The organism is Martelella sp. UBA3392, from assembly GCF_002358775.1.
Lineage (GTDB): Bacteria > Pseudomonadota > Alphaproteobacteria > Rhizobiales > Rhizobiaceae > Martelella > Martelella mediterranea.
This window is the reverse complement of record NZ_DEPM01000283.1, coordinates 26,477-51,668: the sequence shown is the minus strand read 5'-3', so window position 1 is coordinate 51,668 and position 25,192 is coordinate 26,477. Positions and strand designations below refer to the sequence as shown.

22 protein-coding genes and 1 tRNA gene are annotated in these 25,192 nt (G+C 61.3%); 10 read left to right on the top strand and 13 right to left on the bottom strand.

What is annotated here, in order from left to right; translation table 11 throughout:
- Positions 1-18: 18 nt before the first annotated feature.
- On the bottom strand, positions 19-234 hold the full coding sequence (locus B4E36_RS21915) for a hypothetical protein (protein ID WP_292053171.1): 216 nt from the start codon (positions 232-234) through the stop codon (positions 19-21).
- A gap of 229 nt (positions 235-463) precedes the next feature.
- On the opposite strand from B4E36_RS21915, the gene B4E36_RS21910 reads away from it, so the two are divergent.
- Positions 464-1,180 carry a GntR family transcriptional regulator gene (locus B4E36_RS21910; RefSeq protein ID WP_292053115.1) on the top strand — a complete coding sequence of 239 codons (717 nt, stop codon included), beginning with the start codon at positions 464-466 and terminating at the stop codon, positions 1,178-1,180.
- Positions 1,181-1,263: 83 nt separating this feature from the next.
- Positions 1,264-2,169: a dihydrodipicolinate synthase family protein gene (locus tag B4E36_RS21905; protein WP_292053113.1), complete on the top strand. Its 906-nt coding sequence runs from the start codon at positions 1,264-1,266 to the stop codon at positions 2,167-2,169.
- A gap of 102 nt (positions 2,170-2,271) precedes the next feature.
- On the opposite strand, the gene B4E36_RS21900 is transcribed toward B4E36_RS21905, so the two are convergent.
- Positions 2,272-2,598 carry an NIPSNAP family protein gene (locus B4E36_RS21900; RefSeq protein ID WP_292053111.1) on the bottom strand — a complete coding sequence of 109 codons (327 nt, stop codon included), beginning with the start codon at positions 2,596-2,598 and terminating at the stop codon, positions 2,272-2,274.
- 262 nt (positions 2,599-2,860) lie between these two features.
- Between B4E36_RS21900 and B4E36_RS21895 the strand changes: the two genes are divergently transcribed.
- The 3 genes from B4E36_RS21895 (at position 2,861) to B4E36_RS21885 (ending at position 5,925) form a co-directional block, all read left to right on the top strand.
- A complete protein-coding gene (locus B4E36_RS21895) occupies positions 2,861-3,832 on the top strand; it encodes a Bug family tripartite tricarboxylate transporter substrate binding protein (RefSeq protein WP_292053109.1) in 972 nt (323 codons plus the stop codon).
- An 81-nt stretch (positions 3,833-3,913) separates the two neighbouring features.
- Positions 3,914-4,387 (top strand): tripartite tricarboxylate transporter TctB family protein, encoded by a 474-nt coding sequence (locus tag B4E36_RS21890; RefSeq protein ID WP_292053107.1) that lies wholly within the window; start codon positions 3,914-3,916, stop codon positions 4,385-4,387.
- Entirely contained in the window at positions 4,387-5,925 is a 1,539-nt protein-coding gene (locus B4E36_RS21885; RefSeq protein WP_292053105.1) for a tripartite tricarboxylate transporter permease, read from the top strand. The genes B4E36_RS21890 and B4E36_RS21885 overlap by 1 nt, the downstream gene beginning before the upstream one ends.
- A 134-nt stretch (positions 5,926-6,059) precedes the next feature.
- Here the strand turns inward: B4E36_RS21885 and B4E36_RS21880 are convergent, their stop codons facing one another.
- From B4E36_RS21880 to B4E36_RS21840, 9 genes are all read right to left on the bottom strand, one after another.
- Positions 6,060-6,968 carry a dihydrodipicolinate synthase family protein gene (locus B4E36_RS21880; RefSeq protein WP_292053103.1) on the bottom strand — a complete coding sequence of 303 codons (909 nt, stop codon included), beginning with the start codon at positions 6,966-6,968 and terminating at the stop codon, positions 6,060-6,062.
- Between the two features lie 13 nt (positions 6,969-6,981).
- Positions 6,982-8,721, bottom strand: coding sequence for an L-arabinonate dehydratase (gene araD / locus B4E36_RS21875; protein WP_292053101.1), 1,740 nt, complete (start codon positions 8,719-8,721; stop codon positions 6,982-6,984).
- 28 nt (positions 8,722-8,749) lie between these two features.
- Positions 8,750-10,240 (bottom strand): tripartite tricarboxylate transporter permease, encoded by a 1,491-nt coding sequence (locus B4E36_RS21870; protein ID WP_292053099.1) that lies wholly within the window; start codon positions 10,238-10,240, stop codon positions 8,750-8,752.
- 9 nt (positions 10,241-10,249) lie between these two features.
- Positions 10,250-10,759 carry a tripartite tricarboxylate transporter TctB family protein gene (locus B4E36_RS21865; protein ID WP_292053097.1) on the bottom strand — a complete coding sequence of 170 codons (510 nt, stop codon included), beginning with the start codon at positions 10,757-10,759 and terminating at the stop codon, positions 10,250-10,252.
- 54 nt (positions 10,760-10,813) lie between these two features.
- Positions 10,814-11,752: a tripartite tricarboxylate transporter substrate binding protein gene (locus B4E36_RS21860; RefSeq protein WP_292053095.1), complete on the bottom strand. Its 939-nt coding sequence runs from the start codon at positions 11,750-11,752 to the stop codon at positions 10,814-10,816.
- A gap of 345 nt (positions 11,753-12,097) precedes the next feature.
- On the bottom strand, positions 12,098-13,261 hold the full coding sequence (locus B4E36_RS21855) for a mandelate racemase/muconate lactonizing enzyme family protein (protein WP_292053092.1): 1,164 nt from the start codon (positions 13,259-13,261) through the stop codon (positions 12,098-12,100).
- 431 nt (positions 13,262-13,692) lie between these two features.
- Complete coding sequence (locus tag B4E36_RS21850) at positions 13,693-14,427, bottom strand: FadR/GntR family transcriptional regulator (RefSeq protein ID WP_026173886.1); 735 nt, start codon at positions 14,425-14,427, stop codon at positions 13,693-13,695.
- Positions 14,428-14,549: 122 nt separating this feature from the next.
- The gene (locus B4E36_RS21845; protein WP_235726873.1) at positions 14,550-15,218 is read right to left on the bottom strand and encodes an SGNH/GDSL hydrolase family protein; all 669 of its coding nucleotides are present in this window, start codon (positions 15,216-15,218) and stop codon (positions 14,550-14,552) included.
- A gap of 172 nt (positions 15,219-15,390) precedes the next feature.
- Positions 15,391-15,464 (bottom strand) — tRNA-Gln (locus B4E36_RS21840).
- A gap of 405 nt (positions 15,465-15,869) precedes the next feature.
- Between B4E36_RS21840 and B4E36_RS21835 the strand changes: the two genes are divergently transcribed.
- From B4E36_RS21835 to B4E36_RS21825, 3 genes are all read left to right on the top strand, one after another.
- A complete protein-coding gene (locus tag B4E36_RS21835) occupies positions 15,870-17,384 on the top strand; it encodes a Ppx/GppA phosphatase family protein (protein WP_414673813.1) in 1,515 nt (504 codons plus the stop codon).
- A complete protein-coding gene (locus B4E36_RS21830; RefSeq protein WP_292053084.1) occupies positions 17,385-18,095 on the top strand; it encodes an RlmE family RNA methyltransferase in 711 nt (236 codons plus the stop codon).
- Between the two features lie 110 nt (positions 18,096-18,205).
- Positions 18,206-19,489: a GGDEF domain-containing protein gene (locus tag B4E36_RS21825; RefSeq protein ID WP_292053081.1), complete on the top strand. Its 1,284-nt coding sequence runs from the start codon at positions 18,206-18,208 to the stop codon at positions 19,487-19,489.
- Between the two features lie 52 nt (positions 19,490-19,541).
- On the opposite strand, the gene B4E36_RS21820 is transcribed toward B4E36_RS21825, so the two are convergent.
- Together B4E36_RS21820 and B4E36_RS21815 are read right to left on the bottom strand one after the other, a co-directional pair.
- Positions 19,542-20,837, bottom strand: coding sequence for an alpha/beta fold hydrolase (locus B4E36_RS21820; RefSeq protein ID WP_292053168.1), 1,296 nt, complete (start codon positions 20,835-20,837; stop codon positions 19,542-19,544).
- Positions 20,838-20,969: 132 nt separating this feature from the next.
- Positions 20,970-21,359: a DoxX family protein gene (locus B4E36_RS21815; protein WP_292053079.1), complete on the bottom strand. Its 390-nt coding sequence runs from the start codon at positions 21,357-21,359 to the stop codon at positions 20,970-20,972.
- Positions 21,360-21,597: 238 nt separating this feature from the next.
- Between B4E36_RS21815 and B4E36_RS21810 the strand changes: the two genes are divergently transcribed.
- Both B4E36_RS21810 and B4E36_RS21805 read left to right on the top strand, forming a co-directional pair.
- A complete protein-coding gene (locus tag B4E36_RS21810; protein WP_292053075.1) occupies positions 21,598-23,922 on the top strand; it encodes an NADP-dependent malic enzyme in 2,325 nt (774 codons plus the stop codon).
- Positions 23,923-24,329: 407 nt separating this feature from the next.
- Entirely contained in the window at positions 24,330-25,061 is a 732-nt protein-coding gene (locus B4E36_RS21805) for a helix-turn-helix transcriptional regulator (protein ID WP_345900823.1), read from the top strand.
- Positions 25,062-25,192 lie beyond the last annotated feature (131 nt).

Genomic DNA, 25,192 nt, shown 5'->3' with positions numbered 1-25,192 from the left:
TCGATGCGGGGCTGGATGTTATTGCCAACCGGCGGGCATCAGCGCGTCCGGCAGGTTCTGGTAGCTCACCGGGCGCTGGAAGCGATGGATCGCCATAATGCCGACCGAGGTCGCGCCGACGTCATGCGCATCGCCGCGGGCGGGCTCAGAGCGGAAGGCCGCCTCTGCGGTCACCCATTTGCTCGCGACCAGATGCCTGCCGTGCGGATCAAACCCGGATTTCCTGCCTTCCATAACCTCGACCCTCGCTCGCCGTGCAGTCGGGCGCCTGCCCGTCCGCGTTTGTCTCACAAGTCCGATCCGGCGCGAATCACGCGCCGCCGCAAAGCCCTGGCCGCATTGTGGAGGGAGCTGTCGCGTCTCGGAACTTGTCATGCACTAATATTTTAGTTTATCAGTATGGTCAACAGGCCTGTACATGCGGTTAAATGCGGACAATCACGGCACGGACAAGAATCTCGGGATGCAAACACCAACAATGACCCTCGCATTCGACATGATGCGGCAGGAGACGTCGATCGGACGGCCAATGGCCTCTTCGCGGATTTATAACGATCTGCGACAGCGAATCCTGTCGCTTGACCTTCCCCCGGGGACCGCGCTGACGCGCGCCGACCTCGCACGTGAATACGATGTCAGCCAGACGCCGCTTCGCGACGCCATGCAGCGGCTCGAGCAGGACGGGCTGATCCGCATCTACCCGCAATCCAAGACGCTGGTGACGCGCATCAACCTCGATCAGATCCGCGAGGCGCTTTTCCTGCGCCAAGCGCTTGAAACCGAAGTCGCAATGAAGCTCGCCACGACCCCTTCGCCGGCGACCATGGACCGGTTGCGCGAAGTCATCGCCATGCAGCGCCTGGTCGCCGCCGACAACACCAAACTGCGCCGTTTCCAGGAACTCGACGAGTATTTCCACTACGTCATGTTCGAGGGCGCGGGCCATCCGAACCTGCATGCCCTGCTGCGCTCGCAGACCGGCGACATGGACCGGGTGCGCCGCCTGCAGACCCACTCCGAGGAACGGCTCGGTCTGATCCTGCAGGGTCACGAGCGCATCGTCGCCGCAATCGAATCCGGCATCGTCGAGGCCGCGATCCGCGAGATCCGCTTCCACACCCACAAGCCCGATGACTGGGCCGACGAATACCGCGCCCTGCACGAGGACTACTTCATCTGACGCCCGGCGCGTTCGGGCGTCGTCAGATACATCGACACCACCAGTGGAAGCGCGGACCGTACCGGTTCGCGAAGGGAGAGATCATGTCCAAAACACTTGCCGACACCTGCGGCCTGCACGTTGTTGCACAGACGCCGTTTCTCGATGACGGAACGCTCGACCTTGAGAGCATCGACACGCTGTCAGCCTTCTACTACCGCCACGGCGCTGAGGGACTGACCGTGCTCGGCGTCTCGGGCGAGGCGCAGAAACTGACAGTGGACGAAACAATCGCCGTGGCCGCCCGCTACGTCGCGGCGGCGGACGGGCACCGGATCATCGCCGGCGTCTCGCACCCCAACCTCGCCACGCTGGTCGAGGTCACCGCCCAGATCATGGCCGAAGGCGCCGACGCGGTGATGATCTGCCCGCCCGCCGGCATCCGCACCGACGAGGACCTGCTGCGGTATTTCGAGGCGGTCTACGCACGGATCGGCGATGTGCCGACGGTGCTGCAGGATTTCCCCGCCGCTTCCGGCGTGGTGATGTCGGTACCGGCCATCGATCGGCTGATCACCGCCTTCCCCCAGATCGGCGTCATCAAGGAAGAGGATTTCCCGTCTCCCATCAAGGTCACGCGGATGCGGGCCGAGCTATCGCGCCCGGTGCGCATCCTGACCGGCAACAACGGTCAGTACCTTGTTCAGGAAATGGAACGGGGCGCCGATGGACCGATGGCCGGCTTCTCCTACCCGGAAATGCTGTCTGGCGTCTACGATCTGATGACCGAAGGAAAGCGGGCCGAAGCGCACGACCTCTTCAACCGCTACCTGCCCCTGCTCAAGCACGAGGCGCAGGGCCAGTGGGGAATCGCCCTGCGCAAGGAGATGATGCGCCGCCGCGGCGCTCTGACTTCCAACGCGCTGCGCGGACCGGGCCCGAAGCTGACCGAGACCGACCTCGCCGAGCTCGACTTCCTCATTGGCCGTATGAATCTGCCGGAAGGGTGACTCACGCCGTCCGACGTCACGAGTGAAAGATGCGCATCGGCCCGAAACCCGGAACCGTTTTTTTGGCCGATGCGAAGATTATAGGCTGGATGAATAGGTCCCTCAGCCCCGCTTCGGCGTGAAGAACGGTACCGGGGTCAGTATCTGATTGACCTGTGAGACGAGGTAGCCCGCCTCGGCGCTCTTCTTGAGATATGCCTGCCATTCGGGGTCCGCCCCCAGCGCCGCGCGCCTCGCCGCCCGGTCGGCGGCATCGTCATAGCACCAGATATGCACATAGGAATTGACATCGCCGGTCTCGACCGCGCCATAGACGATGGGCTCGCCCAGGTGGCGACGCTGCACCTCGAACCCGTGCTCGCCGTAGAGCGCCAGGTGTTTCCTGATGGTTCCAGGACGGCAGGTGTAGGTGCGGTGGTCATAAATCATGTAAGTTTCTCCATTTATTTCAATAACCTGTGTCGATCTCGCCATGGTTGTCCCAAGGAGGCTTGCCAACCGTGCGTGAATTCATATAGTAATGTATTAGTTGGTTGGGGCGCAAGCGCTGCCGGCAAATCCCGCCCCGGGCAAGGACCTGCGGAGCGGAGCCACAGCGCGCCAGCGCCGTGGCAAGGGGCCGGAAGGTCAGAACACAGGGAGAATCGGGACGGCCGAAGCCGGTCCCGAAAAGTCTAGGAGGAGACAAACCATGAAACTCAGCTTCATCGGCGCCATTGCCGCCATCACCACGGCCCTCGCGCCGGTTGCCGCCCTCGCCGAATACCCCGAGCGCGACGTGCGCATGGTTGTGCCGTGGGGCGCCGGCGGCGGCACTGACGGCATAGTGCGCAAGGTAACGACGCTGGCCGAAGAACCGCTTGGCGGCACGATCTATGTCGAGAATATCGAGGGCGGCAACTCGGCCACCGGCGTCGGCCAGGTGATGAGCGCCCGGCCGGATGGTTACACCATCGGCGCACTGACCTATGACAGCATCGTGACCGTGCCGTGGCAGGGCATGCTGCCGAGCTACCAGATGGACAAGCTCGACCTTATCGCCCGTATCACCAGCGAGGCAGACGCCATCATCGTCGATGCCGATTCGGACTACCAGACGCTGGACGACCTGATCGAAGCCGCCAAGGCCGACCCCGGCAATGTGCGCGTGGGCGTTCAAAACCTCGGCGGCCGCGTGCACCTCACGCTGCTGCAGCTTCAGCAGTTGACCGGCGCCGAGTTCCGCATCGTCTCCTATCCGGGCGGCGCGGCGCCACAGAAGGAAGCGCTTCTCTCCGACGAGGTGGACGTGGTCCTCACCTCGCTCGGCGATTTCGCCAACCTGATCGAGGACGGCACCGCGCGCGGCATCGTCGAGTTCTCGGACGCCAAGAATCCGACCTACGACGTGCCCACCGCCGAGGAAGCCGGTATCGATCTTCTCAACGGCTCCTTCATCGTGCTGGTTGCTCCCGCGGGCACCCCGGAGGACGTGGTGGCCTCGCTCGAGGCGGCCTATCATAAGGCCTATGACAGCCCCGAGTTCCAGGACTGGCTCGCCACAATCGGCGTGACGCCGAACTGGCTGGCGGGCGATGAGCTCGATGCCTGGGCCGAGGACACGGCGCAGGGGCTCTTTACCCAGATGGACGGACTTGTCGAAGCTGGCGTTCTGACGAAATAACCGACGCGACGCCGTCCTCGCAGCCATGACAACAGCCGGCACCAGACCCGTTCAGGTGCCGCCTCCAATCCGGAGACCATGATGCCCGACCGTGCGCCGCTTTGCAGGACAGGCGTCCTGCTGCCGCTGTTTTTCCTGATCGTCACGACCGTCTATCTCGCTGCCGCCTTCGACATCCACTCGCAGTTCGCGGGTCCCGGCGAGATGAGTCCGCGCTCCGTGCCGATTCTTATGGCCTGCCTGATGTATGTCGCACTCGCGGCGGTGTTCGTCGGCGAGTTCCGCAAACCCACACCCGATGGTCCTGTTCGCGAATTGCTGCGCCCGCTGCTGGTGATCGTCGCGACGGCGGGGTACATCGCGCTGTTCCGCCTGCTTGGCTACTGGTTGTCGACGCTTGCCTTCACCTGCGTGCTGTTTTTCATCTTCCACTTCCAGTTACGCAAGCCGCACATATTCGCGATCTGCGCCATCGGCGTTACCGCCCTGTTCTACGGGCTCTTCGCAGGCATCTTCGGCGTCCGGCTGCCAACCCTCACCCAGGGCTTCTTCTGATGGACATTTTCGTTGACATACTCAGTGGCATGACCGCCCTCGCCGATCCCTACGTTATCGCTTTCATGGTCGGTGGTTTCCTGGTCGGCACCTTCTTCGGCGCCATGCCGGGCCTGACCTCGGTGCTGGCCATCGCGCTGCTGCTGCCGATCACCTACACCATCGATGTTGTGCCGGCGCTGGTCATGTGCGCCTCGATCTTCATGGCGGGGATGTATTCGGGCTCGATCACCGCGACGACCATCAACATTCCCGGCGCTCCCTCCTCGGTGATGACCGCGATCGAGGGCAATGCCCTGATGAAAAGGGGCTTCGGCGCCAACGCGCTCGGCCACGCGGCACTGGGGTCGATGATCGGCGGCGCGATCGGCGCGGTGCTGCTCATGGCTTTCATGCCCGTCGCGGCCGAGGTCTCGCTGCTGATCCGCACGCCCGGCAAGTTTTCCCTCGTCCTGTTTGCGCTCGTCGTCATCGTCATCGTCGACAAGGACAACATCGCCAAGGGCTTCGTCGCGACGCTGCTCGGCGTGATGATCGCCACCGTCGGCATCGACGTGCTTCAGCCCATTCCGCGCTTCAACTTCGGCACGGAAACGCTGGTCGAGGGCATCGACATCATGCCGCTGGTGATCGGCGCCTTCGCCATCTCCGAGGTGCTCATGCAGTCGGAGAACTGGAAGGACAATCTCAGCTCGACCCTCGAAAAGGCAAAGGGTCTCAAGATCCGCCGCCGGGATTTCCTGCCGCCGCGCTCGGAGATCCGCGAGATCGGTCTCCTGACCTATCTGCGCTCGTCCTTCATCGGCTACGGCATCGGCATCCTGCCCGGCGCCGGCGGCTCGATGGCAGCGTTCGTGTCCTACGCCGTGGCCCGCTCGTCCTCCAGGAAGCCCCAGGAATACGGCAACGGCTCGCGCGAAGGGATCGCCGCGGCCGAGACCGGCAACAACGCGATGTGCGGCGGCGCCTTCGTGCCAATGCTGATGTTCGGCATTCCCGGCGACCCGACCACAGCCATCGTCCTCGGCGTGCTGGTGATCAACGGACTGCAGCCGGGTCCGCGCCTGCTCGAGAATCAGGCCGAGTTGCTGGGGCCGATGCTGGGCTCGCTGTTCTTCTCCGCGCTGATCCTGATTCCCCTGACGCTTTGGCTCTTCGGCCCATGGTTCATCAAGATTGTCTCGATCCCGAAGGGCCTGCTCTACACCGGCATCGCGGTGGTGGCGCTGGTGGGCAGCTACGTGGCCACCTACTCGACCTTCCAGATGTCGCTGGCGGCCCTGTTCGGCATCCTCGCTTATTTCATGCGCAGGCAGAACTACTCGACGGTGTCGATGCTGCTGGGCTTCATCCTCGGTCCTGACCTTGAGGAATATCTCAGGCGCTCGCTGTCGCTGAACGACGGCAACCCGATGGTATTCCTCACCAATCCGGACAGCCTCTTCTTCCTTGCGCTGACCGCGCTCTTCGTCTGGGCCATCCTGATCCGCAAACCCAAGCGCGGCCGGACCGTGCATGACACGCAAGATGCCGAATAAATAATCCTCAGAAGCATGAACGGTCGGAGGCGGTCCGGCCGTTCATCGTTTTCAGCGCGGCATCATGCGGCCAAGCGGCGGTCAGGTATCAAATCCCAAGCATTTTCAAACCACCGCACCACAGCAGGGCGACATCAGATCAGGCCGTTTTCTTTCAGAAAACTTTCCATCTGCGCCTGCTGCCCCGCGGTCAGGGGCCAGGCGGACGGCGCTCGGGTGCTGCCGCAATCCTTGCCGATGGCCTGAAGCGCCGCCTTTACGCCGGTCACATTGGTCCCGTTCATCTCCTCGGCGCGCACATCTTCAAAAGCCTTCATCGCGTCAATGAGCTGGTTGGCGAGCGGGTAATCGCCGTTTTCCAGCGCCGCATGGATCGCCATCGAGCGTTCCGGCCAGATATTGATGAGGCCGGACGTGAAACCGCGTGCGCCCACGGCGTAAAATACCGGGGCCCAGACTTCGGCAAGCCCGCCCACCCATACGATTGACGGGTCGCAGGCGGCCTTTGCGGCGGCCAGCTTCAGCGGATTGGGCGTCGCCCATTTCACGCCCTTAACGCCTTCAACCTCGCATAAAGCGCGAATATTGTCGGTCCCGATCGCGTCATTGCGCAGATAGACCATGATCGGCATTCCCCCGGACGCGGCGGAAATCTGTCGCAGATAGGAGGCCGTTCCCCGTGGCGACACGAAAGGATCCGGCGGCTGGTGAACCATCAATGCCGCGGCGCCGGCTTTTGCGGAAGCTTCCGCCAGGCGGCAGGCATCGCGGATCGAACGGCCGACGCCGGCCAGCACAGGGGCGCGCTTGCCGACCATTGCCACGACCTCCCGCGCCATGGTGCAGGCTTCATCTGTCGTCAGGCCGTAAAACTCGCCGGTATTGCCATTGACCACGGGCATATGCAGCCCGGCATCCAAGGCATGATCGATGATCGGCTGAAGCTTTTCCGGCGCTATGTCGCCCTTGGCGTCATAGGGGGTCACCAAAATCCCGGAGATGCCAGTCAGTGCCTTGTCGAGTGTGTCGAGTTCAAGCGTCATGTGTTCAATTCCTTCAAAAAATGTCTGGCTCACCGGCGCCGGGACCGAAATCCGTCTGCAGGAAATCGAAATCGCACCCCTTGTCCGCCTGGGTCACATGCTTGGAAAATATGTGGCCATAGCCACGCCCGCATCGCGGTTCCGGCGGTATCCAGGCGGCGCGGCGGGCGGCGATTTCCGCGTCATCGACGAGCATGTCGAGCCGTCGTTCATCAAGATTGAGCCGAACGATGTCGCCGGTTCGCAGCAGAGCCAGCGGTCCGCCGACAAATGACTCCGGCGCGACATGCAGAATACAGGCGCCATAGGACGTGCCGGACATGCGCGCGTCAGAGATTCTCAACATGTCGCGATAGCCCTGCTTGATCAGGGCTTTTGGGATGGGCAGCATGCCCCATTCCGGAAAGCCCGGCCCGCCCAATGGGCCGGCATTGCGCAAGACCATCACCGTGTCGGGCGATATATCGAGGGTCTCGTCGTCGACCGCCCGCTTCATCTCGGGGTAGCTGTCAAACACCAGCGCCGGGCCCTGGTGCTGATAATATTTCGGATCGCAGGCCGCGGGCTTCATGACCGCGCCGTCCGGACACAGATTGCCCCGCAGAACCGCCAGCGAGCCTTCCCGGTACACCGGGTTGGAGAGCGGGCGGATGACGTCGTCATTATAGACCACAGCCCCCTCGAGGTTTTCGGCCATGGTCTTGCCGGTCACGGTGATCGCGCTGGTGTCGAGCCGATCCTCGATCTGCTTCATCAAGGCGCGCAATCCGCCGGCATAGTAGAAATCCTCCATCAGATAGTCTTTTCCGGAGGGGCGCACATTCGCGATCAATGGCGTGATCCGTCCCAGCGCATCGAGTTCATCAAGCTCCAGCTTAACTCCGGCGCGGCGGGCCATGGCAATAAGATGAACGACCGCATTGGTCGAACAGCCGGTCGCCATCGCCACGATGGCGGCATTGCGCACCGAGGCGCCGGTTACGATCTTGTCGGGGGTCAGCCCCTCCCAGACCATTTCGACGATGCGGCGGCCACAATCGGCAGACATGCGCATGTGGCCCGAATCCACCGCGGGAATAGACGAGGCGCCCGGCAAGGTGAGCCCCATCGCATCGGCAATCGCCGTCATGGTCGACGCCGTGCCCATGGTCATGCAGACACCGGCGGAGCGGGCAATGCCGCCTTGAATCCCCAGCCATTCGGCGTCCGAAATATTCCCGGCACGCCGCTCATCCCAGTATTTCCACGCATCCGAACCGGAACCGAGAATCTTGCCCGCATAATTGCCACGCAGCATCGGCCCGGCCGGCAGATAGATCATCGGCACGCCAGCCGAGATCGCGCCCATGACGAGCCCTGGCGTGGACTTGTCGCAGCCGCCCATCAGCACAACGCCGTCGAGCGGATGGGCCCGGATATTCTCTTCCGCCTCCATGGCGAGAAGATTGCGATACAGCATCGATGTCGGCTTGCTGAAACTCTCATCAACCGAAATCGACGGGATCTCGACCGCCAGCCCCCCCGCCTGGGCCACCCCGCGCTTCACGTCCTTGACCCGCTCGGGAAAATGGCTGTGGCAGGTGTTCAACTCCGACCATGTGTTGAGAATGCCGATGATCGGCTTGTCGCGAAAATCAGCTTCGGAATAGCCAAGCTGCATCATCCGTGACCGGTGGCCGAAGCTGCGCAGGTCGTCGGGGGCAAACCAGCGCGAGGAACGCAGATCCCCCGGCTTCAGGCGATCTTGTGTCATTGAACACTCCTTGAGAAAGAGGAAGGGGTCAGCGTGCCCTGACGCCATTGCGCCGCCTGAAAATGCGCCAAAGCGAATAGCTGAGTAGCGCCAGTGCCATAGCGAGCAGCACGGCGGAGACTGGCCGGATTACGAATGTGCTCCAGTCGCCGTCGGAGTACATCAATGCGCGCCTGAAATTGGTCTCAAAAATCGTGCCAAGCACGAAACCCAGAACCAGCGGGCTGAGCGGAAAGCCGTAACGCTCCAGCACATAGCCTGCCACGCCAAAGCCCAGCATGATCCACAGGTCGAATGTGCGGTATTCGCCAACATAGACGCCGACCACCATCAACAGCGCCAGCACCGGGATCAGATAGTGGCGTGGAATAAGAAGCACGCGCGGGAAAATACGGATGGTGAGCAGTTGGACCAGCAGCAGCGCGAGGGTTGCCAGCAGAAAGGCCGCATAGATCGTGGCGATCAATCCCGGCTCGTTCTTGTAAAGCAGCGGGCCTGGCTGCAGCCCATGAATGGTGAAGCCGCCGATCAGGATGGCTGTGACGCCGTCGCCTGGAATGCCGAGCGTCAGCAGGGGCAGAAGCGCGCCGCCAACCGAGGCGTTGTTGGCGGTCTCGGCCGCATAGATGCCTTCCAGACTGCCCTTGCCGAATTCCTCCGGCTTTTTCGATGCCGAACGCGCGGCGCCGTAGGCCACCAGATTCGACGCCGAGCCGCCAATGCCCGGGAGAACGCCGATGGCAATACCGATCGCCGCCGATCTGAGCATGTTGACGCCATTGGAAACGAATTCGGCGAGCTTGACGCCGGCGCCGCGCAAATCCAGCTTTTCTTCGATCTTCGGGGAGGTCTCCGAAATGTCGCGGATGAGCTGAGCGACGGCAAACAGCCCGACCATGAAGGGGATAATGCTGATGCCCGACAAAAGATCGATATTGCCGAAGGTGAACCTCTGGGCCGAGCCGATCGGTGCAAAGCCGATAGTCGACAAACCCAGGCCCAGAACGGATGCGATCAGACCTTTTATCAGGTTGGCCTCGGAAAGGACCACGACCAATACGAGGGCGGCGATCGTCAACGCGGTATATTCCGCCGCGCCGAAGTCAATTGCAAAGCGAGCAATTACCGGAGCGAATGCCACAAGAATCATGAGGCCAAGGATACCACCCACCGCACTTGCCACCATGCCGGTCGCCAGCGCCTTGATGGCCTGGCCCTTGCGGGCAAGCGGATAACCGTCAAACGTGGTGGCGATCGAACTCGGGGTCCCGGGGATACGCAAAAGCGTGGCCGAGACCAGCCCGCCGGATACGCCGCCAATATAGGTGGCGATGAGCATGGCTATGCCGGCATCAGACTGCATCGCGAAGGTCACGGGCAGCATGATGGCGATTGCCATTGTCGCACTCAGTCCGGGAAGCGCTCCAAAAACGAGGCCGACGGAAACGCCGATCATCATGAGCAGCAGCAGCTTCGGTTCAAAGAGATGGACCATGCTCGAGAAGAAAAGATCAAACATGCCGTTTCCTTATGAAAACCAGACGCCAGGGACCGAGAGGTTGAGAGCGTGCGACATCAGCAGGCCAAGGATTACGGTGACAACCAGCGCGGCCGCACTGCGCACCAGGACGCGCCGCAGCGTTATCTCGTCCATCAGGCTCATGACCCAGGCCAGGAAAAGCGTCGCGGAAATTGAAAAACCCAGGACGTCAATCAGCGGAATGAAGGCAACGAAGCCGAGCATGATGCCAACCCGGCGAACCGGGCTCGGCGGCTTTTGAATGCCGACATTCGGATTATCCGGACCTGACCGGATCGCCTCGAGCACCTCTTCGGAAAGATCATCGGCCGTTCGCGGCTTTCTGCGTTGAACCGCAAGCGCCAGCCCCAGGACCAGCAGAAGTGCGCCGATAATATACGGAAGAATGCGCGGCCCCGGGTCGCCAGTGCCCGGAAAGTTCTGCACGATCTGCTGTGTGGTGAGAATGATTGCCAATCCAAGCAACGCAAAGAAACCGCCAAAGATGCGATCCGCCATCACCGGTAACTCCCTGAATGGCTCCACCGCACGAAAATGCGGTGGAGCTACGTTTCATTTGCCCAGAAGTCCGGCGATCGTCTTCTGCTCGGCGCTGAGGAATTCAGATGCCTGCTCAGGCGTGCGCAATGCCGGAACCTGCGCCTGCTTTTGCAACGCCGTTGCGAATTCAGGATCAGCCTCGATCTCCTTGACGATCTGGGTGAACGCCGTTTTCACGTCGTCATCGACCTTCTCAGGACCGTAGACCGTCATCACCAGCGGCAACGAGAAATCCAGACCTTCGGCCGTGGTTGTCGGAAAATCGGGCGCCATCGGATCGGGCTGACTGTTGATCACGGCAAGCACTTTCATCTGGCCGTCCTCAACATATTGCTTCGCATTGGCAACGCTCATCGAAATGACATCGACCTGCTCGCTCAACAATGCCGTAATACGGTCGCTCTCGGTTCCCGCGTCGACAAGACGCACGGCGCCGCCCGTGGCAGCATTGAGCGCTTCACCCTTGACCTGCGTGGTGCCGCCGAGCTGCGAGCCGATATTGAGTTCGCCCGGATGGGCTTTCGCATAGTCGATAAATTCCTTCATCGATGCATACGGCACATCGGAGCGCACGGCATAGACTTCGTTCACCGCGGAGGTCGTTGCCAATGGCGTGAACGATTCCCAGGAAAAAGGGGATTGTCCGAAGAGATTGGCTGTATGCAACGCCGCATGGAAAAACAGCAGCACTGAACCATCTTCCGGACCACGCGCAACCGACTGCGCAGCAATGACGCCGCCACCGCCGGGCTGATTCACGATTGCAACAGTTGCATCCGAGTGTTTCTCGAAGAACTCGGCAAAAACGCGCGCGCCGGCATCCGTGCCGCCACCGGGATTCGCGGGCACGAACATGCGTACCGTATCGGCGGGATAGTCCACCTCAGCCATTGCCATTCCAGGCGCGAAAAGAACTGAAGCAAGCAGACATGTTTTCAGAATTTTGTTCACGGTTTACTCCTCAATCAACCGGTTTCGTGGACGGTCATTTGGCTCCTCACGAACCACGTCTTCTCTTCTGTCTTGAGCAAAACTGCCTTGCCAAACCAGAAACCAGACGCGCGTTTCATCCTTACTGCCAATCACAAATGTTGTAAACAAAAATTACATTTTTATCACTTATAATGATAAATTTCGGCTCCTTTTTCTTCCTAAACAACCGAAACATAAAAGTGTCAATTTATAAATAACTATTTGTTTTTATAAATTTATTTTAGAACATCTCGAGCGGCATTACCCTTGAATTCGACCAAGAATTTGCAAAACATATTTCCTTTTTAGATTCAATTGGTCAACTCATTCCGAGACATATCCGGCACCGTGGGCGGCCCGGTCCCACTCGACCAGGGGCGCGCGCAATCGCTCCAGCGCATCCTCGTCCAGCTCGACGCCCAGCCCCGGCCCTGTCGGGACCGCGATCCGGTTGCCCGCAATCTGGATGCGATCCTTCACCACGTCTTCAGCATAGAGCAATGGCCCCACAGGGTCGGAGGCGACGGATAGCTCGGAGATGGAGGCCCCGAGATGCGCGTGCGCGGCGGTACCGATACTGAGCTCCTGCGTGGTTCCGAGCAGTGTGCGGATGCCCGCCAGTTCGGCCAGCGCTGCCAGTTTCTTGACCTGCAGCAACCCGCCCGAGTTGACCGTGATGTTGAAAATATCGACCGCCCCGGCCTTCACCATCGCCATGGCTTGCGCCGCGGATGAGCAATGCTCGCAAACGTCGGCTTCGACACGACGACGCAGTTCCGCCATTCCCTCGAAGTCTTCGCGCCAACTGGGGCTTTCTATGACTTCGAATCCGAATTGCTTGAGACGTTCATAGGCCCGAAGGGTATCCTTCCAGTAGTGCTTCGCCTGAAAATCGAGCGCCTTCAGCAAGACGGCGTCGCCAAAGCGATCGCGCACGGCCGCCAGGAACTTTTCATCCTTGGCGAAGTCGACGCCGACATAATAGCGGAAGCGCGATATGCCTTGCTCCAGAAGCGTCTGGATGAAGCCAAGATTGCGCTCATAATCGGCTTCGGCCTTCACCTGGAAGAGAGGGTAGCAGATCTCGATCGCGTCCCGGGTCTTGCCGCCCAGAAACGTGTGCGCCGGCGTGTCGAGCGCTTTGCCCATAATATCGAAGCAGGCCATGTCGATCCCCGCCGCAATCTGCGAAGCCGGCGTGAAAGGCGGATAGCTTGGAGCGGAAAGGAAATAATTATGGAGGTACTTTGCCATCTCATTGTGGAGTGCCTGGACAGCAAAGGGATCCCTCCCCAGCGCGATCCTTTCAATGCCGATTTTGACGGCGTCCACATCGGGCATGTACATGCGATAGCAATCGAGATCCGAAATCTCGCCCAGACCGGTCAGACCCTCATCGGTATGGACCTGGAGAATAAGATGGGAACTGATCGATCCGGTGCGGCGGTGGGTTTGAATGGGCGTCAGGGTTATCGACGATATTTTCATGCACTTGTCCTGTTCTGATGCCTTGGAAGCGCCCTGCCTTGACGGGTCGGATCGTTTTTCCACGCAAGCTCTTCGTGAGCCGCCTTTTGCACGACCGTATTTGATGGTCGGCTGGCTCGAGTCGAGCAGCACCTTATTGCCGCCGCAATAATTGTCAATAAATTTTATAACAAGTCACGCTGGTCGTACAATCACGCCGAAAGCCACACCGATGGTCGGTATAAATAAACTAATAAAAACAGAAAATTACTGGTTTCGCGCCGAGCTATCTCTGCAAGCTTTAGCACCAGGTTCGTAGCGAAAAGGACCTATTATTTGTTATTTTAAATAACCTATTTGGCTCGTCGCATATTCCTTGGCCGGGTTCAGCATGCCGTAGACAACCACGCCGCCCAGGACGGCGGAAGCGATCAGATATTTGGAAATGCGGATCAGTTGCCCTGATCGATGATGCGATGGCGAACGCTGACGAGGTGATATTTCATGTAGAGTTTCGCCAACTCGCCATCGCCCGTGCTGATGGCGTCATAAATGTCGCGATGCTCCTTGAGCACCTTGTTTTTCCGCTCCTCCGAACGGGTTCCGGTGATCGTCGAGGCAATGCGCATGGTGCCCAGCATGTCGGGTTTGAGCAGCATCATCTGCTTTTCGAAAAGATCGTTTTCGCTGGCTCGGGCGATCTCCATATGGAATTCGAAGTCGGCTTCGAGCGCCCCTTCGCCAGTGCGAAGCGCGACCTCCATCTGTTCAAGAACCTGATGGAGACGCCGCAATCTCGACTGGGTGATGCGAAGGGCGGCCAGACGCGCTATCTCCGATTCAAGACATTGGCGCACTTCATAGGCACGCATATATTGGGCGAATCTGGCGTCATCCGTATAGTGCGCTATTTCACGCGGCGGCAGGCGCAGCACAAATGTTCCGGATCCGCGCCGGGCATTGATCAGCCCGTCATTTTGCAAATTCTGAAGCGCTTCGCGCACAATCGGGCGCGAGACATTATACATTGACGACAGCTCTTTTTCGGTCGGCAATCGGTCGCCTACCGCATACCGTCCTGTCGACAACTGCATTAGAATTTGCGCATAGACTTCGTCCGCGTACCGGCGCTTTCTTACGGGCGCAACAGCGAGAGGGGTGTCAAGTTTGCTCACTTCGGCGGCCACGTTGATCTCTGGAAATTTGTTAAGTTATCATGAGAATAACGACGAATTTGTAAATTCGCAACCGGAGACATAAACGAACGGCGGCTGCAGACTGTCCGAGCGTCAGAAAGCGCCTGTCATCGTCAAGCAAGGAGCTTGCGGACCGGTTCTATCAACGCGGCGCCGATCGCACGGGTATTGGCGGCATCCAAGTGCACGCCGTCGACATCACTGGCCTTGGCCACCTGCGCGGCATCGAAAAAGGCGCAATTCTGCGCCTCGGCAATTGCGCGGTAACCCGAAGCCAGCAAATGGCTGTGCTCGACAATCCGGCCCGACTGTGGCCCCTGATTATCGGACCGCATGCAAAAATGCGGCGGCGAAACAATCATGATCTTCGGCGGCGTCATCCCCCAATTATACGGGAAACAACGAACAATCTCGATTAGTCTGGACATTCCCGCAAAGGCGCCATCGACCGTGGGCGAGATATAGGGCTTGAGATCATTGGCGCCGAGCATGATGATGACAAGATCAAGCGGGGAATGCGTCGCCAGCAGCATCGGCAAGGCGCGCGCTCCGTTGCGATCGAACGCTGCCGTTCGGTCGTCGAACGCGCTCGTGCGACCGCCCAGCCCCTCGGCCACGACCCGATGGGTTGCGCCAAGCCCCGCCTCCAGAACGCTCGGCCAGCGATCATGGTAGTCGTGCCTTCCGCCGGCAACGGGGTTCGTGCCCCAGGTCAGGCTATCGCCAAAGGCCATGATTGTTTTTGACATATATTTGTCCTTATTCCTTACAAAAACATTCATAGGGCCATCCTGGCTTCTGTCAACCGAAGGCGTTGATTGGCAGATAAGGCAATGGGAATATGGTCGGCATGAGCACGAAAATGACAGAGAACTGTCATGTGTAACACTGCGGTGTGGCTTCGCAGAGCAACAGATGAAACTGTGTTTAATTTAAATACTTTGAAGATTGATTTGGCTGGGGAACCTGGATTCGAACCAGGACTAACGGAGTCAGAGTCCGTGGGTCTACCGTTAACCTATTCCCCAACGCGGCGCCCGAGGGGCACCGTGGATGTGGTGGGCTTATAAACAGAAAGGCCGGGCTTTGCCAAGGGGGCGAGGCAAAATTTTCCGTGCTTCGGCGCGGTCGCTGTCAACAGCATCGGGCGAATGATGCCTTTCCCGCCGCCCGTTACGGTTCTGACGGAGCAGGATTGCCCGAAACCGGGTGTCGCCGCGTCATCCGTCGTGCCGGCAAAGGCTTGTAGCAGGCAGGCTGTGGCGTCGCGTAAACGCGCGTGAACCGGGCGGCATCGGGCGCGGCCGACGGCCTCGCAGAAAAGTCATTGGCCTTGCGGCCTTACGCTGCTATGATCACGTCAACTGAAAATCATATGAGCGCCTTGCTGCGAACTGCCACTGCGGTTTGCGCGGCGTGATGGAATTGGCAAAGTGGAAGACCCCCAAAACAGCGTTGAGCTGTCCGATGGCGGGGCGCGCTTGAACAATGGCGGCAAGGGCAAACGCGCTCGCCGCCGATCCCGGAAAGGTCGCCGCAAGGCCGCCGCCGGAGTGCCCGCATCGCATGATGCCGTCGTTGCAGACGGCAGCGAACAGGTGCGTTCGCCGGAGAGCGGCGAAGCGAAGCATGGCCGCAACGGCAAGGCCGCGCGTCATCCCTCTTCGGACCAGAAAACCGGCGAGACCCTCGCCAACAGCCCCGATCATGACGACGACAAGCCGGCGCGGCGCAAACGCAAGCGTCGGCGCGGCCGCCGGGCGCATACCAAGGGCCCGCTCGGCGCCGATGGCTGCAAGCATATAGCCGGCAACAAACCCGCTGCCAGCGCCGAACCGGTCGCACAGCCCTCTCCGCCGCCGCCCCGGCGCGAGGCGCGGCAGGGCGACCCCGCCGCGCCGCAACGCGCGCCCGGCCATGGCCTTTATGCCGCGCTCGATCTCGGCACCAATAATTGCCGGCTGCTGATCGCCCAACCCACGCGTCACCATCAGTTTCGCGTGGTCGACGGCTTTTCGCGCATCGTGCGCCTGGGCGAAGGCCTTGCCGCCACCGGCAGCCTTTCGCCCGCCGCGATGGACCGCGCCATCGAGGCGCTTGCCATGTGCGCGGCCAAGCTCAGGGGCCGTTCCGTCCGGCGCATGCGGCTGATCGCCACCGAGGCCTGCCGCTCGGCCGATAACGGCGAGATCTTCCTCAAACGGGTGCGCGAGGAAACCGGGCTGGAGCTTGAGATCGTCAACCGTGAAACCGAGGCAAAGCTCGCCGTATCGAGCTGCGCATCGCTGATCGGGCGGGAGACGCGCTCGGCCGTACTGTTCGATATCGGCGGCGGCTCCTCCGAAATCGCTGTGATAAAGCTCGACGAGAACCGGTCCTACCGGCTTGCCAACCATATCTCGCACTGGACGTCGCTTCCCGTGGGCGTGGTGACGCTGTCGGAACGCTATGGCGGCCATGACGTGACGCCGGAAATCTTCGAGAAGATGGTGGCGGAAGTCACCCGGATGCTCGGCGATTTCAACTGTCCGGGCATCGGCGGCGGAAAGGACGATGAGGGCTTTCACCTGATCGGCACGTCGGGCACCGTCACGACCCTTGCAGGCGTCCATCTCGATCTGCCGCACTATGACCGCCGCAAGGTCGACGGCATCTGGCTCTCCGATGACGAGGTCACGGCCATGCAGTCCAAGCTCTTGTCATGGGATTTCGCCGGCCGCGCCGCCAATCCCTGCATCGGCCCGGACCGCGCCGACCTCGTGCTCGCCGGTTGCGCCATCCTGGAGGCGATCCGCCGGCGCTGGCCGTCCTCGCGTATGCGGGTCGCCGACCGCGGCCTGCGCGAGGGACTTTTGACCGATATGATGATGCATGACGGGGTCTGGCGCAAACAGCGCCGCCGCGGCGGCTTCAGCCGCCGCCAGGGCGCGGCCGCAAACAATGACTGAATGGGACCGAACGTGACCAAACCACCCGCCAAGCCGGCCAGAACAGGTCGCAAGATCGGCCAGAAGGTCAAGAAGACCAAGCTGAAGGCCTCATCGCGCCGCTGGCTCGAACGTCATATCAATGACCCCTATGTGCAGCGCGCGAAAACCGAGGGCTTTCGCGCCCGCGCGGCCTACAAGCTGCTGGAGATCGACGAGAAGCACCAGATTCTGAAAGGCGCGCGCCGGATCATCGATCTGGGGGCAGCACCCGGAAGCTGGTCGCAGATCGCGGCCAAGGTCACGGGTTCCACCGATACCGACATTCGCGTCGCGGCCATCGACTTCCTGGAAATGGACGGCGTGCCGGGGGTGAAGTTCTTCCAGATGGATTTCCTCGATGAGACCGCCCCTGCCCTTCTGCGCGAGGCGCTGGACGGACCGCCCGACGTGGTCATCTCCGACATGGCCGCGCCCACCACCGGCCACCGCCGCACCGACCACCTGCGCACCATGTATCTGTGCGAGGTCGCGGCCCATTTCGCGGTGGAAACGCTTGCCGAAGGCGGGCATTTTCTCGCCAAGACCTTTCAGGGCGGCGCCGAGCACGATCTTCTGACCATGCTCAAGCAGAACTTCCGTCAGGTGATCCACGTCAAGCCCGCGGCCTCGCGCTCGGAATCCGTTGAGATGTTCGTGCTGGCCAAATCTTTCAAGGGCCGGAAGACCTGAATACGCAGGACTTTTTTGGTAAACAAGGGAACCATCCTCCTCGTTGAGGATTTGCAGCTTATGGACAGACTCACTGGCAGTCGGCCCAGTAACCGATTGCGGTGCGTTTGATGCAGGCTTTGCCTCTACTGGATTTCAAGACCCTCGAAGTCGTGAACCTCGTGGTCGCGATCATCGCTGCGGTGGTCTGGGCGACGACGGGCCTTGCCTATCGCGGTCTTCCGGCCGCGCGCTATCTGTTCGGCTCGAGCCTGGCGGTTGCCTTTGGCGCCGCGCTGAAGACGGGCCTGTCGCCGGATAGTGCCGCATGGATCAGCATTCTCGCCCTGGAAAGCATCGTGTGCGGCCTGTGGCTGCTTTATTGCGGCGTGCGGAGTTTCTTCGGCCGGCCGATCCGCGCCCGACAGGCGGCCGCGGCGTTGCTCGTCACCCTAGCTTTGCTGATCGTGTTTAACCAACGCTGGCTGCTGCGCGAGGCGATCTTCGTGTTCGCGCAGATCCTGCCGCTGTTCCTGTTGCTCCCGCTGTTCGTGAAACATGGCAGCCGCAACAGTTTCGGCATCCAGCTTGCGGCAGCGGGCGCCGTCATCGGCATATTTTCCTATCTGACGATCGGCCTCGCCTGCGCGGCGAAGGGTCTCGCGCTTTACGCCATCCCGTCGCTCGAGCACGTTCAGACCTATGGGCTGCTTCTCGGCATGGTCAGCGCGTCGCTTCTGGTTTTCGGCATCGCGCTGATGATCATCGAGCACCTGCTGCACGAGGCGGAAAATATGGCCAAGCGCGATGAACTGACGGGCATTTCAAACCGCCGCGATTTCATGTTTCAGATCGAGCGCGTTCACGCGCTGTGCGCGGCCGCGAATATGCCTTACAGCGTGCTCCTGATCGATATCGACAAGTTCAAGAACTGGAATGACAGTTACGGTCACGCCGTTGGCGACGAGGCCTTGCGCCACTTCACCCGCACGGCCCTTGACCAGTTGCACAGCGATACCCGGCTCCTTGCCCGCACCGGCGGCGACGAGTTCTCGCTCCTCCTGCCGGGCGAAGGCGCAGAACAGGCGGCCGAGATTGCCAAAACGCTGGTCGAGCAGGTTCGCGCCCGCGCGGTGTGCGTCAATGGAAAGGTCTTGCACCTGACGGTCAGCGTCGGCGTGGCCGTCTACATGCCCGGCAGCCAGGCCGGTTACAACGATATTCTGGCCCATGCGGACGTGGCGCTCTACGGCTCCAAGAATGCCGGGCGGAGCCGCTATACCGTCTTCGACAAGCGGAACGTCAGGGATGATGACGCCCCGTTTCCGGCGCGGTTCCGGCTGGTCGACAAGCCGGGCGCACCGCCCGCAGGCGTTGGCGAACGGCGCAAGCAGGGACTGCCGCAATCTGGCTGAGACTGCTTGTGGGGGGCAAAACGCGCGTCGTCGCCGCTGCGCCCTGCGGCGCTCACCCGTGCGGACCGCCCTCGGCCATCACCATTTCCCGCAGCCGTTCGAAAACCGCCGGGCTCTGGCGCACGCCGTCATGCTCATATTCATTGGTGACCCAGGTCCGGCAATTGCCGAGACGGTTCGCGGTCTCCAGCGACAGGCCCGCATCGACATACATGTCGTCGTGATAGACGACGGCGGCCACCGGAACGTCATTGGCGAACAGCCGCGTGGCGTCATAAAGCGGCGGATTGTCCGTTCTCGCCGAAAGCGCCTCGACGGCGGCGGAAAACGGGCGCAGCGAACGGATTTCCTCGAACATCCATGGATAGATCATCTCGCCGGTGAACAGCAGCGGCCGGCGTGCCGGATCGAAGCGCGGGAATTCGCCCCTTATCCGTTCAGCGGCGGAGGCGGTGGGCCGGGGCCCCTGGGCATAGATGCTTTCCTGCAGCACCGCGAACAGCGGATTGCCGGCAAAGCCGGTCTCGGCCATCACCGAAAACAGGAAACTCTCCGACAGGCGCGTTTCGTCAGGGTCCGCGAAGGCCTCGTCGAGCAGGAAATGAAGCGCCTCATGTCCGGGGCCCATGCCGAGCCCCAGACCCAGGGTCTGCAGCCGGCGCACGCTCAACCGGTCGCCGTCCGGCAGGTGAACCGCGTTGTTTTCGATGAAATCGGCAATGCGGCCGGCAAGCCGCTCATCCTCGGGATAGCGCTGGTAAAAGCGCCGATTCTTGGAAAGAACGCGCGGATAGGTGCGGCGATAGACCTCCTCCGCCTCGGCGGAGAGCCCCGCGAGCCCGCCCGTGACATAGCAGGCGGCGAGCCCCTCAGGCGCGCGCGACAGATAGGTGAGCGTGATGAAACCGCCGAAGCTCTGGCCGAGCGTCTCCCATTTGACATCGCCCAGCAATTGTTTGCGGATGTGCTCGCAGTCGGCGACGATGCTGTCGGCGCGGAAATGCATCAGGTAGTCCGCCGCCGCCTCGCCGCTTTCAAAGCGGGAGATGACATGGCCATCGATCGGGCTGCTGCGGCCGGTTCCGCGCTGGTCGATCAGCACCACCCGGTGGGTTTTCAGCGCGGCCTTCAGCCATGGCGGGCCACCAGCGACCGGACGCGGCGACTTGCCGCCCGGCCCGCCCTGCAGGAAGGCAAGCACCGGCAGGTTCTCCCGCCGCTTGACCGGATCGACGATCTCGCGGGCGAAAACCTGCAGCACCGGCCCCTCCGGACGGCTCCAGTCGAGCGGCACCGGCACCAGCATGTCCCGGATCATCATGCCGGGAATGATATATTGCTTCGGCATCATGGCGGCCTATCTCCTTCTGTCTCTGCCGTGGCCTAGAGCAGTTCGGGTCCAAGGGCAACCATGTCCCGCCAGGACAACAAAAAAGCGGGCGCCAGGGCCCGCTTTAGTGTGTCTTGAATGCGCTGAGGCTTACTTGCGCTTGCCGTCCAGGCTGAAGGAGCCGGGGCCGGCGAAGACGAGGTAGAGGAAGATGAAGCAGAACAGGATCGCCGCATCGCCACCGTTATTGACCGGATAGAGGCTCGACGGCGCATGGAACATGAAATAGGCGACCGCCATCATGCCGGAGAGCACGAAGGCCGAGATGCGGGTGAACAACCCGATCACGATCAGCGCGCCGCCGACGATTTCCAGGATGCCGCCGATCCAGAACAGTGAAAACATCGGGGGATGCATCTCCGAGACCGGGAAATGCAGGATCTTCTGCGTGCCGTGCTCGAAGAAAAGAATGCCGGTCACGACACGCAGAACGGCCAGGAAAATCGGCGCCATCGGCTGCAACATGCGGTTTGTACTCATAAATCAGCTCCGTGATAATGGTTTGCCGCGCGGGCGCGGTTTCAGAAGCCGCTAACATACGCGAAAAAGCAGTTCGCGGAAGACGAGGATGTGTAAACACTGCGTCGCCAACCGCACCGCTTCCCGCAATCCAAAAACGCTTGAAGCGATCCGGATGGATTGCAGTTCCTTTTTTCCGACCATATAGTCGCCCGACTTTATGGGGACCGGATTTTTCGCCGTGCAAGGAGACCAGACGATGAGCGAACCGACAGGAAAGAAGCCCGCCGGGGAAGACCTCCAGCAGCAGGCTCTTTTTTATCACCGCTATCCGCGTGCCGGTAAGCTGGAAATCCAGGCGACCAAGCCGCTCGGCAACCAGCGCGACCTCGCCCTTGCCTATTCGCCCGGCGTCGGCGCGCCCTGCATCGCCATTCACGAAAATCCCAATGACGCCGCGCAATACACCTCCCGCGCCAATCTGGTCGCCGTGATTTCGAACGGTACGGCCGTTCTCGGTCTCGGCAATATCGGCCCGCTCGCCTCCAAGCCGGTGATGGAAGGCAAGGCCGTTCTGTTCAAGAAATTCGCCGGCATCGACGTCTTCGATATCGAGATCGACGCGCCGTCGATCGATGGCATGGTCTCCACCATTTCCGCGCTGGAGCCCACCTTCGGCGGGATCAACCTCGAGGACATCAAGGCGCCGGAATGTTTCGAGGTCGAGCGGATCCTGCGCGAGAAGATGCAGATCCCGGTATTCCACGACGATCAGCACGGCACCGCCATCATCGTCGCCGCCGCGATCCTGAACGGGCTGGAGCTTGCCGGAAAAGCGCTGGAGAACGTCAAGATCGTGGCCTCGGGCGCCGGTGCCGCCGCGCTTGCCTGCCTCAACCTGCTGGTCTCGCTCGGCGCCAAGCGCGAGAATATCTGGGTCTTCGACATTGACGGCCTGGTCTATCCCGGGCGCGAGACCAATATGGACCAGTGGAAGGCGATCTACGCGCAGGAGAGCGACGCCCATGCGCTGGCCGACCATATCGCCGGCGCGGACGTGTTTCTCGGCCTGTCGGTCGCCGGCGCGCTGAAGCCGTCGCTGCTCAAGCAGATGGCCCCGCGCCCGATGATCATGGCGCTCGCCAACCCCGTGCCGGAAATCATGCCCGATCTCGCCCGCGCCGAGCGCGAGGATGCGATGATCTGTACCGGGCGTTCGGACTTCCCCAACCAGGTCAACAACGTCCTGTGTTTCCCCTATATCTTCCGCGGCGCGCTGGATTGCGGCGCACGGACGATCAACGAGGAAATGAAGATGGCCGCCGTGCGCGCCATCGCGGGGCTGGCCAAGGAAGAGGTCTGGGAAGCCTCGCGAACATCGGCCAATGGCGAACCGCTGATCTTCGGCCCGGACTATCTGATCCCCTCGCCCTTCGACCCGCGCCTGATCCTGCGCATTGCGCCGGCCGTCGCCCGCGCCGCCGAGGAAACCGGCGTCGCCGAACGTCCCATCCCGGACTACCAGGCCTATTACGAAAACCTGACGCGCTTCGCCTTCCGCTCCGGCCTGGTGATGAAGCCGGTCTTCGCCGCCGCCAAGGCCGCGGCGCGCAAGCGCGTGATCTTCTCCGACGGCGAGGACGAGCGCGTGATGCGCGCCGCCCAGGTGCTGATCGAGGAAGGCATCTCGCAGCCGATCCTGATCGGGCGACCGAACGTGCTCGAAACCCGCATGAAGCGCTACGGTCTGCGCATGAAGCTGCATGAGGATTTCGAGATCATCAACCCGGAAAGCGACTCGCGATTCCGCGAATATGTCGAAGAATACCTCTCCTTCGTCGCGCGCAAGGGCGTCACGCCGGAGCGCGCGCGCACCATCGTGCGCACCAACACCACGGTGATCGGCGCGCTCGCGGTCAAGCGCGGCGATGCGGATGCGCTTCTGTGCGGCGTCGAGGGCCGGTTCGAGAAGCACCTGCGCGATATCGGCAGCATCATCGGCAAGCATGAGGATGTCCGCGACTTCTCGAGCCTTGGTCTGTTGATCTCCAACCGCGGCGCGACCTTCTTCGCCGATACCCACGTGACCTATTGCCCGAGCGCGGAAGAGATCGCGGAAACGACGATACAGTCCGCCCGCGCCGTTGCCCGCTTCGGCATCACGGCGAAGGCAGCACTCGTCTCGCACTCCAATTTCGGCTCGCGCGATTCCGAGAGCGCGACAAAGATGCGTGAAGCGCTGGCGCTGGTGCGCGCCCGCATGCCCGAGCTCGAGGTCGACGGCGAAATGCACGGCGACACCGCGATTTCCGAATTGCTGCGCGAACGCGCCATGCCCAACAGTACGCTGACGGGCGAAGCCAATCTGTTGATCTTCCCCTCGCTCGATGCCGCCCATATCACCATGACGGTGGTCCAGAGCATGCTCGAGGCGCTTCATGTCGGGCCGATCCTGCTCGGCAGCGCGCTCCCGGCGCACATCATGTCGCCCTCGGTAACCTCGCGCGGCATCGTCAACATGGCGAGCCTTGCGGTGGTCGAGGCGGATGTCGCGGCCTCGGAGAAGCGCCGGGCGGCCGAGTAGGCAATATAGCAGGCTCCGATCAGCGATTATCCGGCGTCGGGCCAGACGCTCACCCCTGACAGTTTCCCGGCGGCCCTTGTCGCTGCCGGCGGCGCGCGGGCCTGCGCATTTGCCGCGCTTTGCGTCAGGGCGAGGAAGTCCGGCCGGAATCCCTCCGCACCATCAAACCATGGGCAGATCGCAGCCCGAACAGGGATATTCACAATTCATTTTACAACCTAAGCTTGATTTATACATGTCGAGAGGTTTATCAAACTAAGGACAATGTTCACCTGCAAAGAGTTTCCGCGTCAACTCATGAGGGAATAATCCACGAACATTATTCCCGTCATGCTTCCTCGGGAGGTCGCCACCTTCATCGGCCGCCTTGGACTGAAATGCAGAAAATGCTTTAGATCAACCAATTTATGGCAGAAATAGCGATGATGATGGACGGATCCAGAATTCTGGAATTGCGGGCGCGGGTCGCGCGTTCGGACACAACCACAGAGCTTATCGTAGCGCTTGGAGAAATTACATCAACCTTTGGTTTTAACCACTTTACGTTGACTGACATTCCCCAGAGCAGGGACGCGCTGCTGCAGTCGCTGATTCACTTTACCTCGCTTCCCTATCCCCTCATCGCGGCCTATGACCAGGCGGAGATCCTGCAAAATTCAGCCTTCGTCCGGTCGTGGAGAGCGGCGACCTCGCCGATCGAGTGGGATATCGACCAGTTCGAACTGGATGACACGGAGGCGGCTTTCGGCCAGCGCCTCAAGACGATCCATGTCCGCATGGGGGTTGTCTTCACGGCGCCGGACTGTCAGCCGGAGCCCTTGGCGTTTCTGCTGTTCGGGGATCGCGAACCGCTCGACGACGCGGAAAAGGCGGAGCTCGACCGGCTGGCGGTTGCTGCCTGCCGCCGGTTCGAGCAGTTGCGTCCGGTTTCCGCCCACCACCTGAAGAGCCTGTCCTCACGGGAACTGGAGGTCATCAAATGGACCGCCGAGGGCAAGACCTCGCACGAGATCGGCCGGATCCTCAACCTCTCCGACCACACCATAAACGCCTATCTGGCGAACGCGATCCGCAAGATGGAATGCGTCAACAGGGCCCAGCTGGTGGCAAAGGCGATCCGTCTCAAGCTGATCGAATAAGCGCGCCGAGCGGCGCAGCAGGAAACGCGCTATCGGCGGCCGGTCTTCTCCTTCCAGTGCAGGCGGCAATAGGAGACATAGCGGTCATTGCCGCCGACCTCGATCTGGGGGCCTTCGAGCAGCGCGTTGCC

Coding starts and splice junctions, on each gene's coding strand:
- B4E36_RS21915 (WP_292053171.1), bottom strand. CDS start 234: ATGGAAGGCAGGAAATCCGGGTTTGATCCGCACGGCAGGCATCTGGTC.
- B4E36_RS21910 (WP_292053115.1), top strand. CDS start 464: ATGCAAACACCAACAATGACCCTCGCATTCGACATGATGCGGCAGGAG.
- B4E36_RS21905 (WP_292053113.1), top strand. CDS start 1,264: ATGTCCAAAACACTTGCCGACACCTGCGGCCTGCACGTTGTTGCACAG.
- B4E36_RS21900 (WP_292053111.1), bottom strand. CDS start 2,598: ATGATTTATGACCACCGCACCTACACCTGCCGTCCTGGAACCATCAGG.
- B4E36_RS21895 (WP_292053109.1), top strand. CDS start 2,861: ATGAAACTCAGCTTCATCGGCGCCATTGCCGCCATCACCACGGCCCTC.
- B4E36_RS21890 (WP_292053107.1), top strand. CDS start 3,914: ATGCCCGACCGTGCGCCGCTTTGCAGGACAGGCGTCCTGCTGCCGCTG.
- B4E36_RS21885 (WP_292053105.1), top strand. CDS start 4,387: ATGGACATTTTCGTTGACATACTCAGTGGCATGACCGCCCTCGCCGAT.
- B4E36_RS21880 (WP_292053103.1), bottom strand. CDS start 6,968: ATGACGCTTGAACTCGACACACTCGACAAGGCACTGACTGGCATCTCC.
- araD (WP_292053101.1), bottom strand. CDS start 8,721: ATGACACAAGATCGCCTGAAGCCGGGGGATCTGCGTTCCTCGCGCTGG.
- B4E36_RS21870 (WP_292053099.1), bottom strand. CDS start 10,240: ATGTTTGATCTTTTCTTCTCGAGCATGGTCCATCTCTTTGAACCGAAG.
- B4E36_RS21865 (WP_292053097.1), bottom strand. CDS start 10,759: ATGGCGGATCGCATCTTTGGCGGTTTCTTTGCGTTGCTTGGATTGGCA.
- B4E36_RS21855 (WP_292053092.1), bottom strand. CDS start 13,261: ATGAAAATATCGTCGATAACCCTGACGCCCATTCAAACCCACCGCCGC.
- B4E36_RS21845 (WP_235726873.1), bottom strand. CDS start 15,218: ATGAATGTTTTTGTAAGGAATAAGGACAAATATATGTCAAAAACAATC.
- B4E36_RS21830 (WP_292053084.1), top strand. CDS start 17,385: ATGGGACCGAACGTGACCAAACCACCCGCCAAGCCGGCCAGAACAGGT.
- B4E36_RS21825 (WP_292053081.1), top strand. CDS start 18,206: ATGCAGGCTTTGCCTCTACTGGATTTCAAGACCCTCGAAGTCGTGAAC.
- B4E36_RS21820 (WP_292053168.1), bottom strand. CDS start 20,837: ATGCCGAAGCAATATATCATTCCCGGCATGATGATCCGGGACATGCTG.
- B4E36_RS21815 (WP_292053079.1), bottom strand. CDS start 21,359: ATGAGTACAAACCGCATGTTGCAGCCGATGGCGCCGATTTTCCTGGCC.
- B4E36_RS21810 (WP_292053075.1), top strand. CDS start 21,598: ATGAGCGAACCGACAGGAAAGAAGCCCGCCGGGGAAGACCTCCAGCAG.
- B4E36_RS21805 (WP_345900823.1), top strand. CDS start 24,330: ATGGCAGAAATAGCGATGATGATGGACGGATCCAGAATTCTGGAATTG.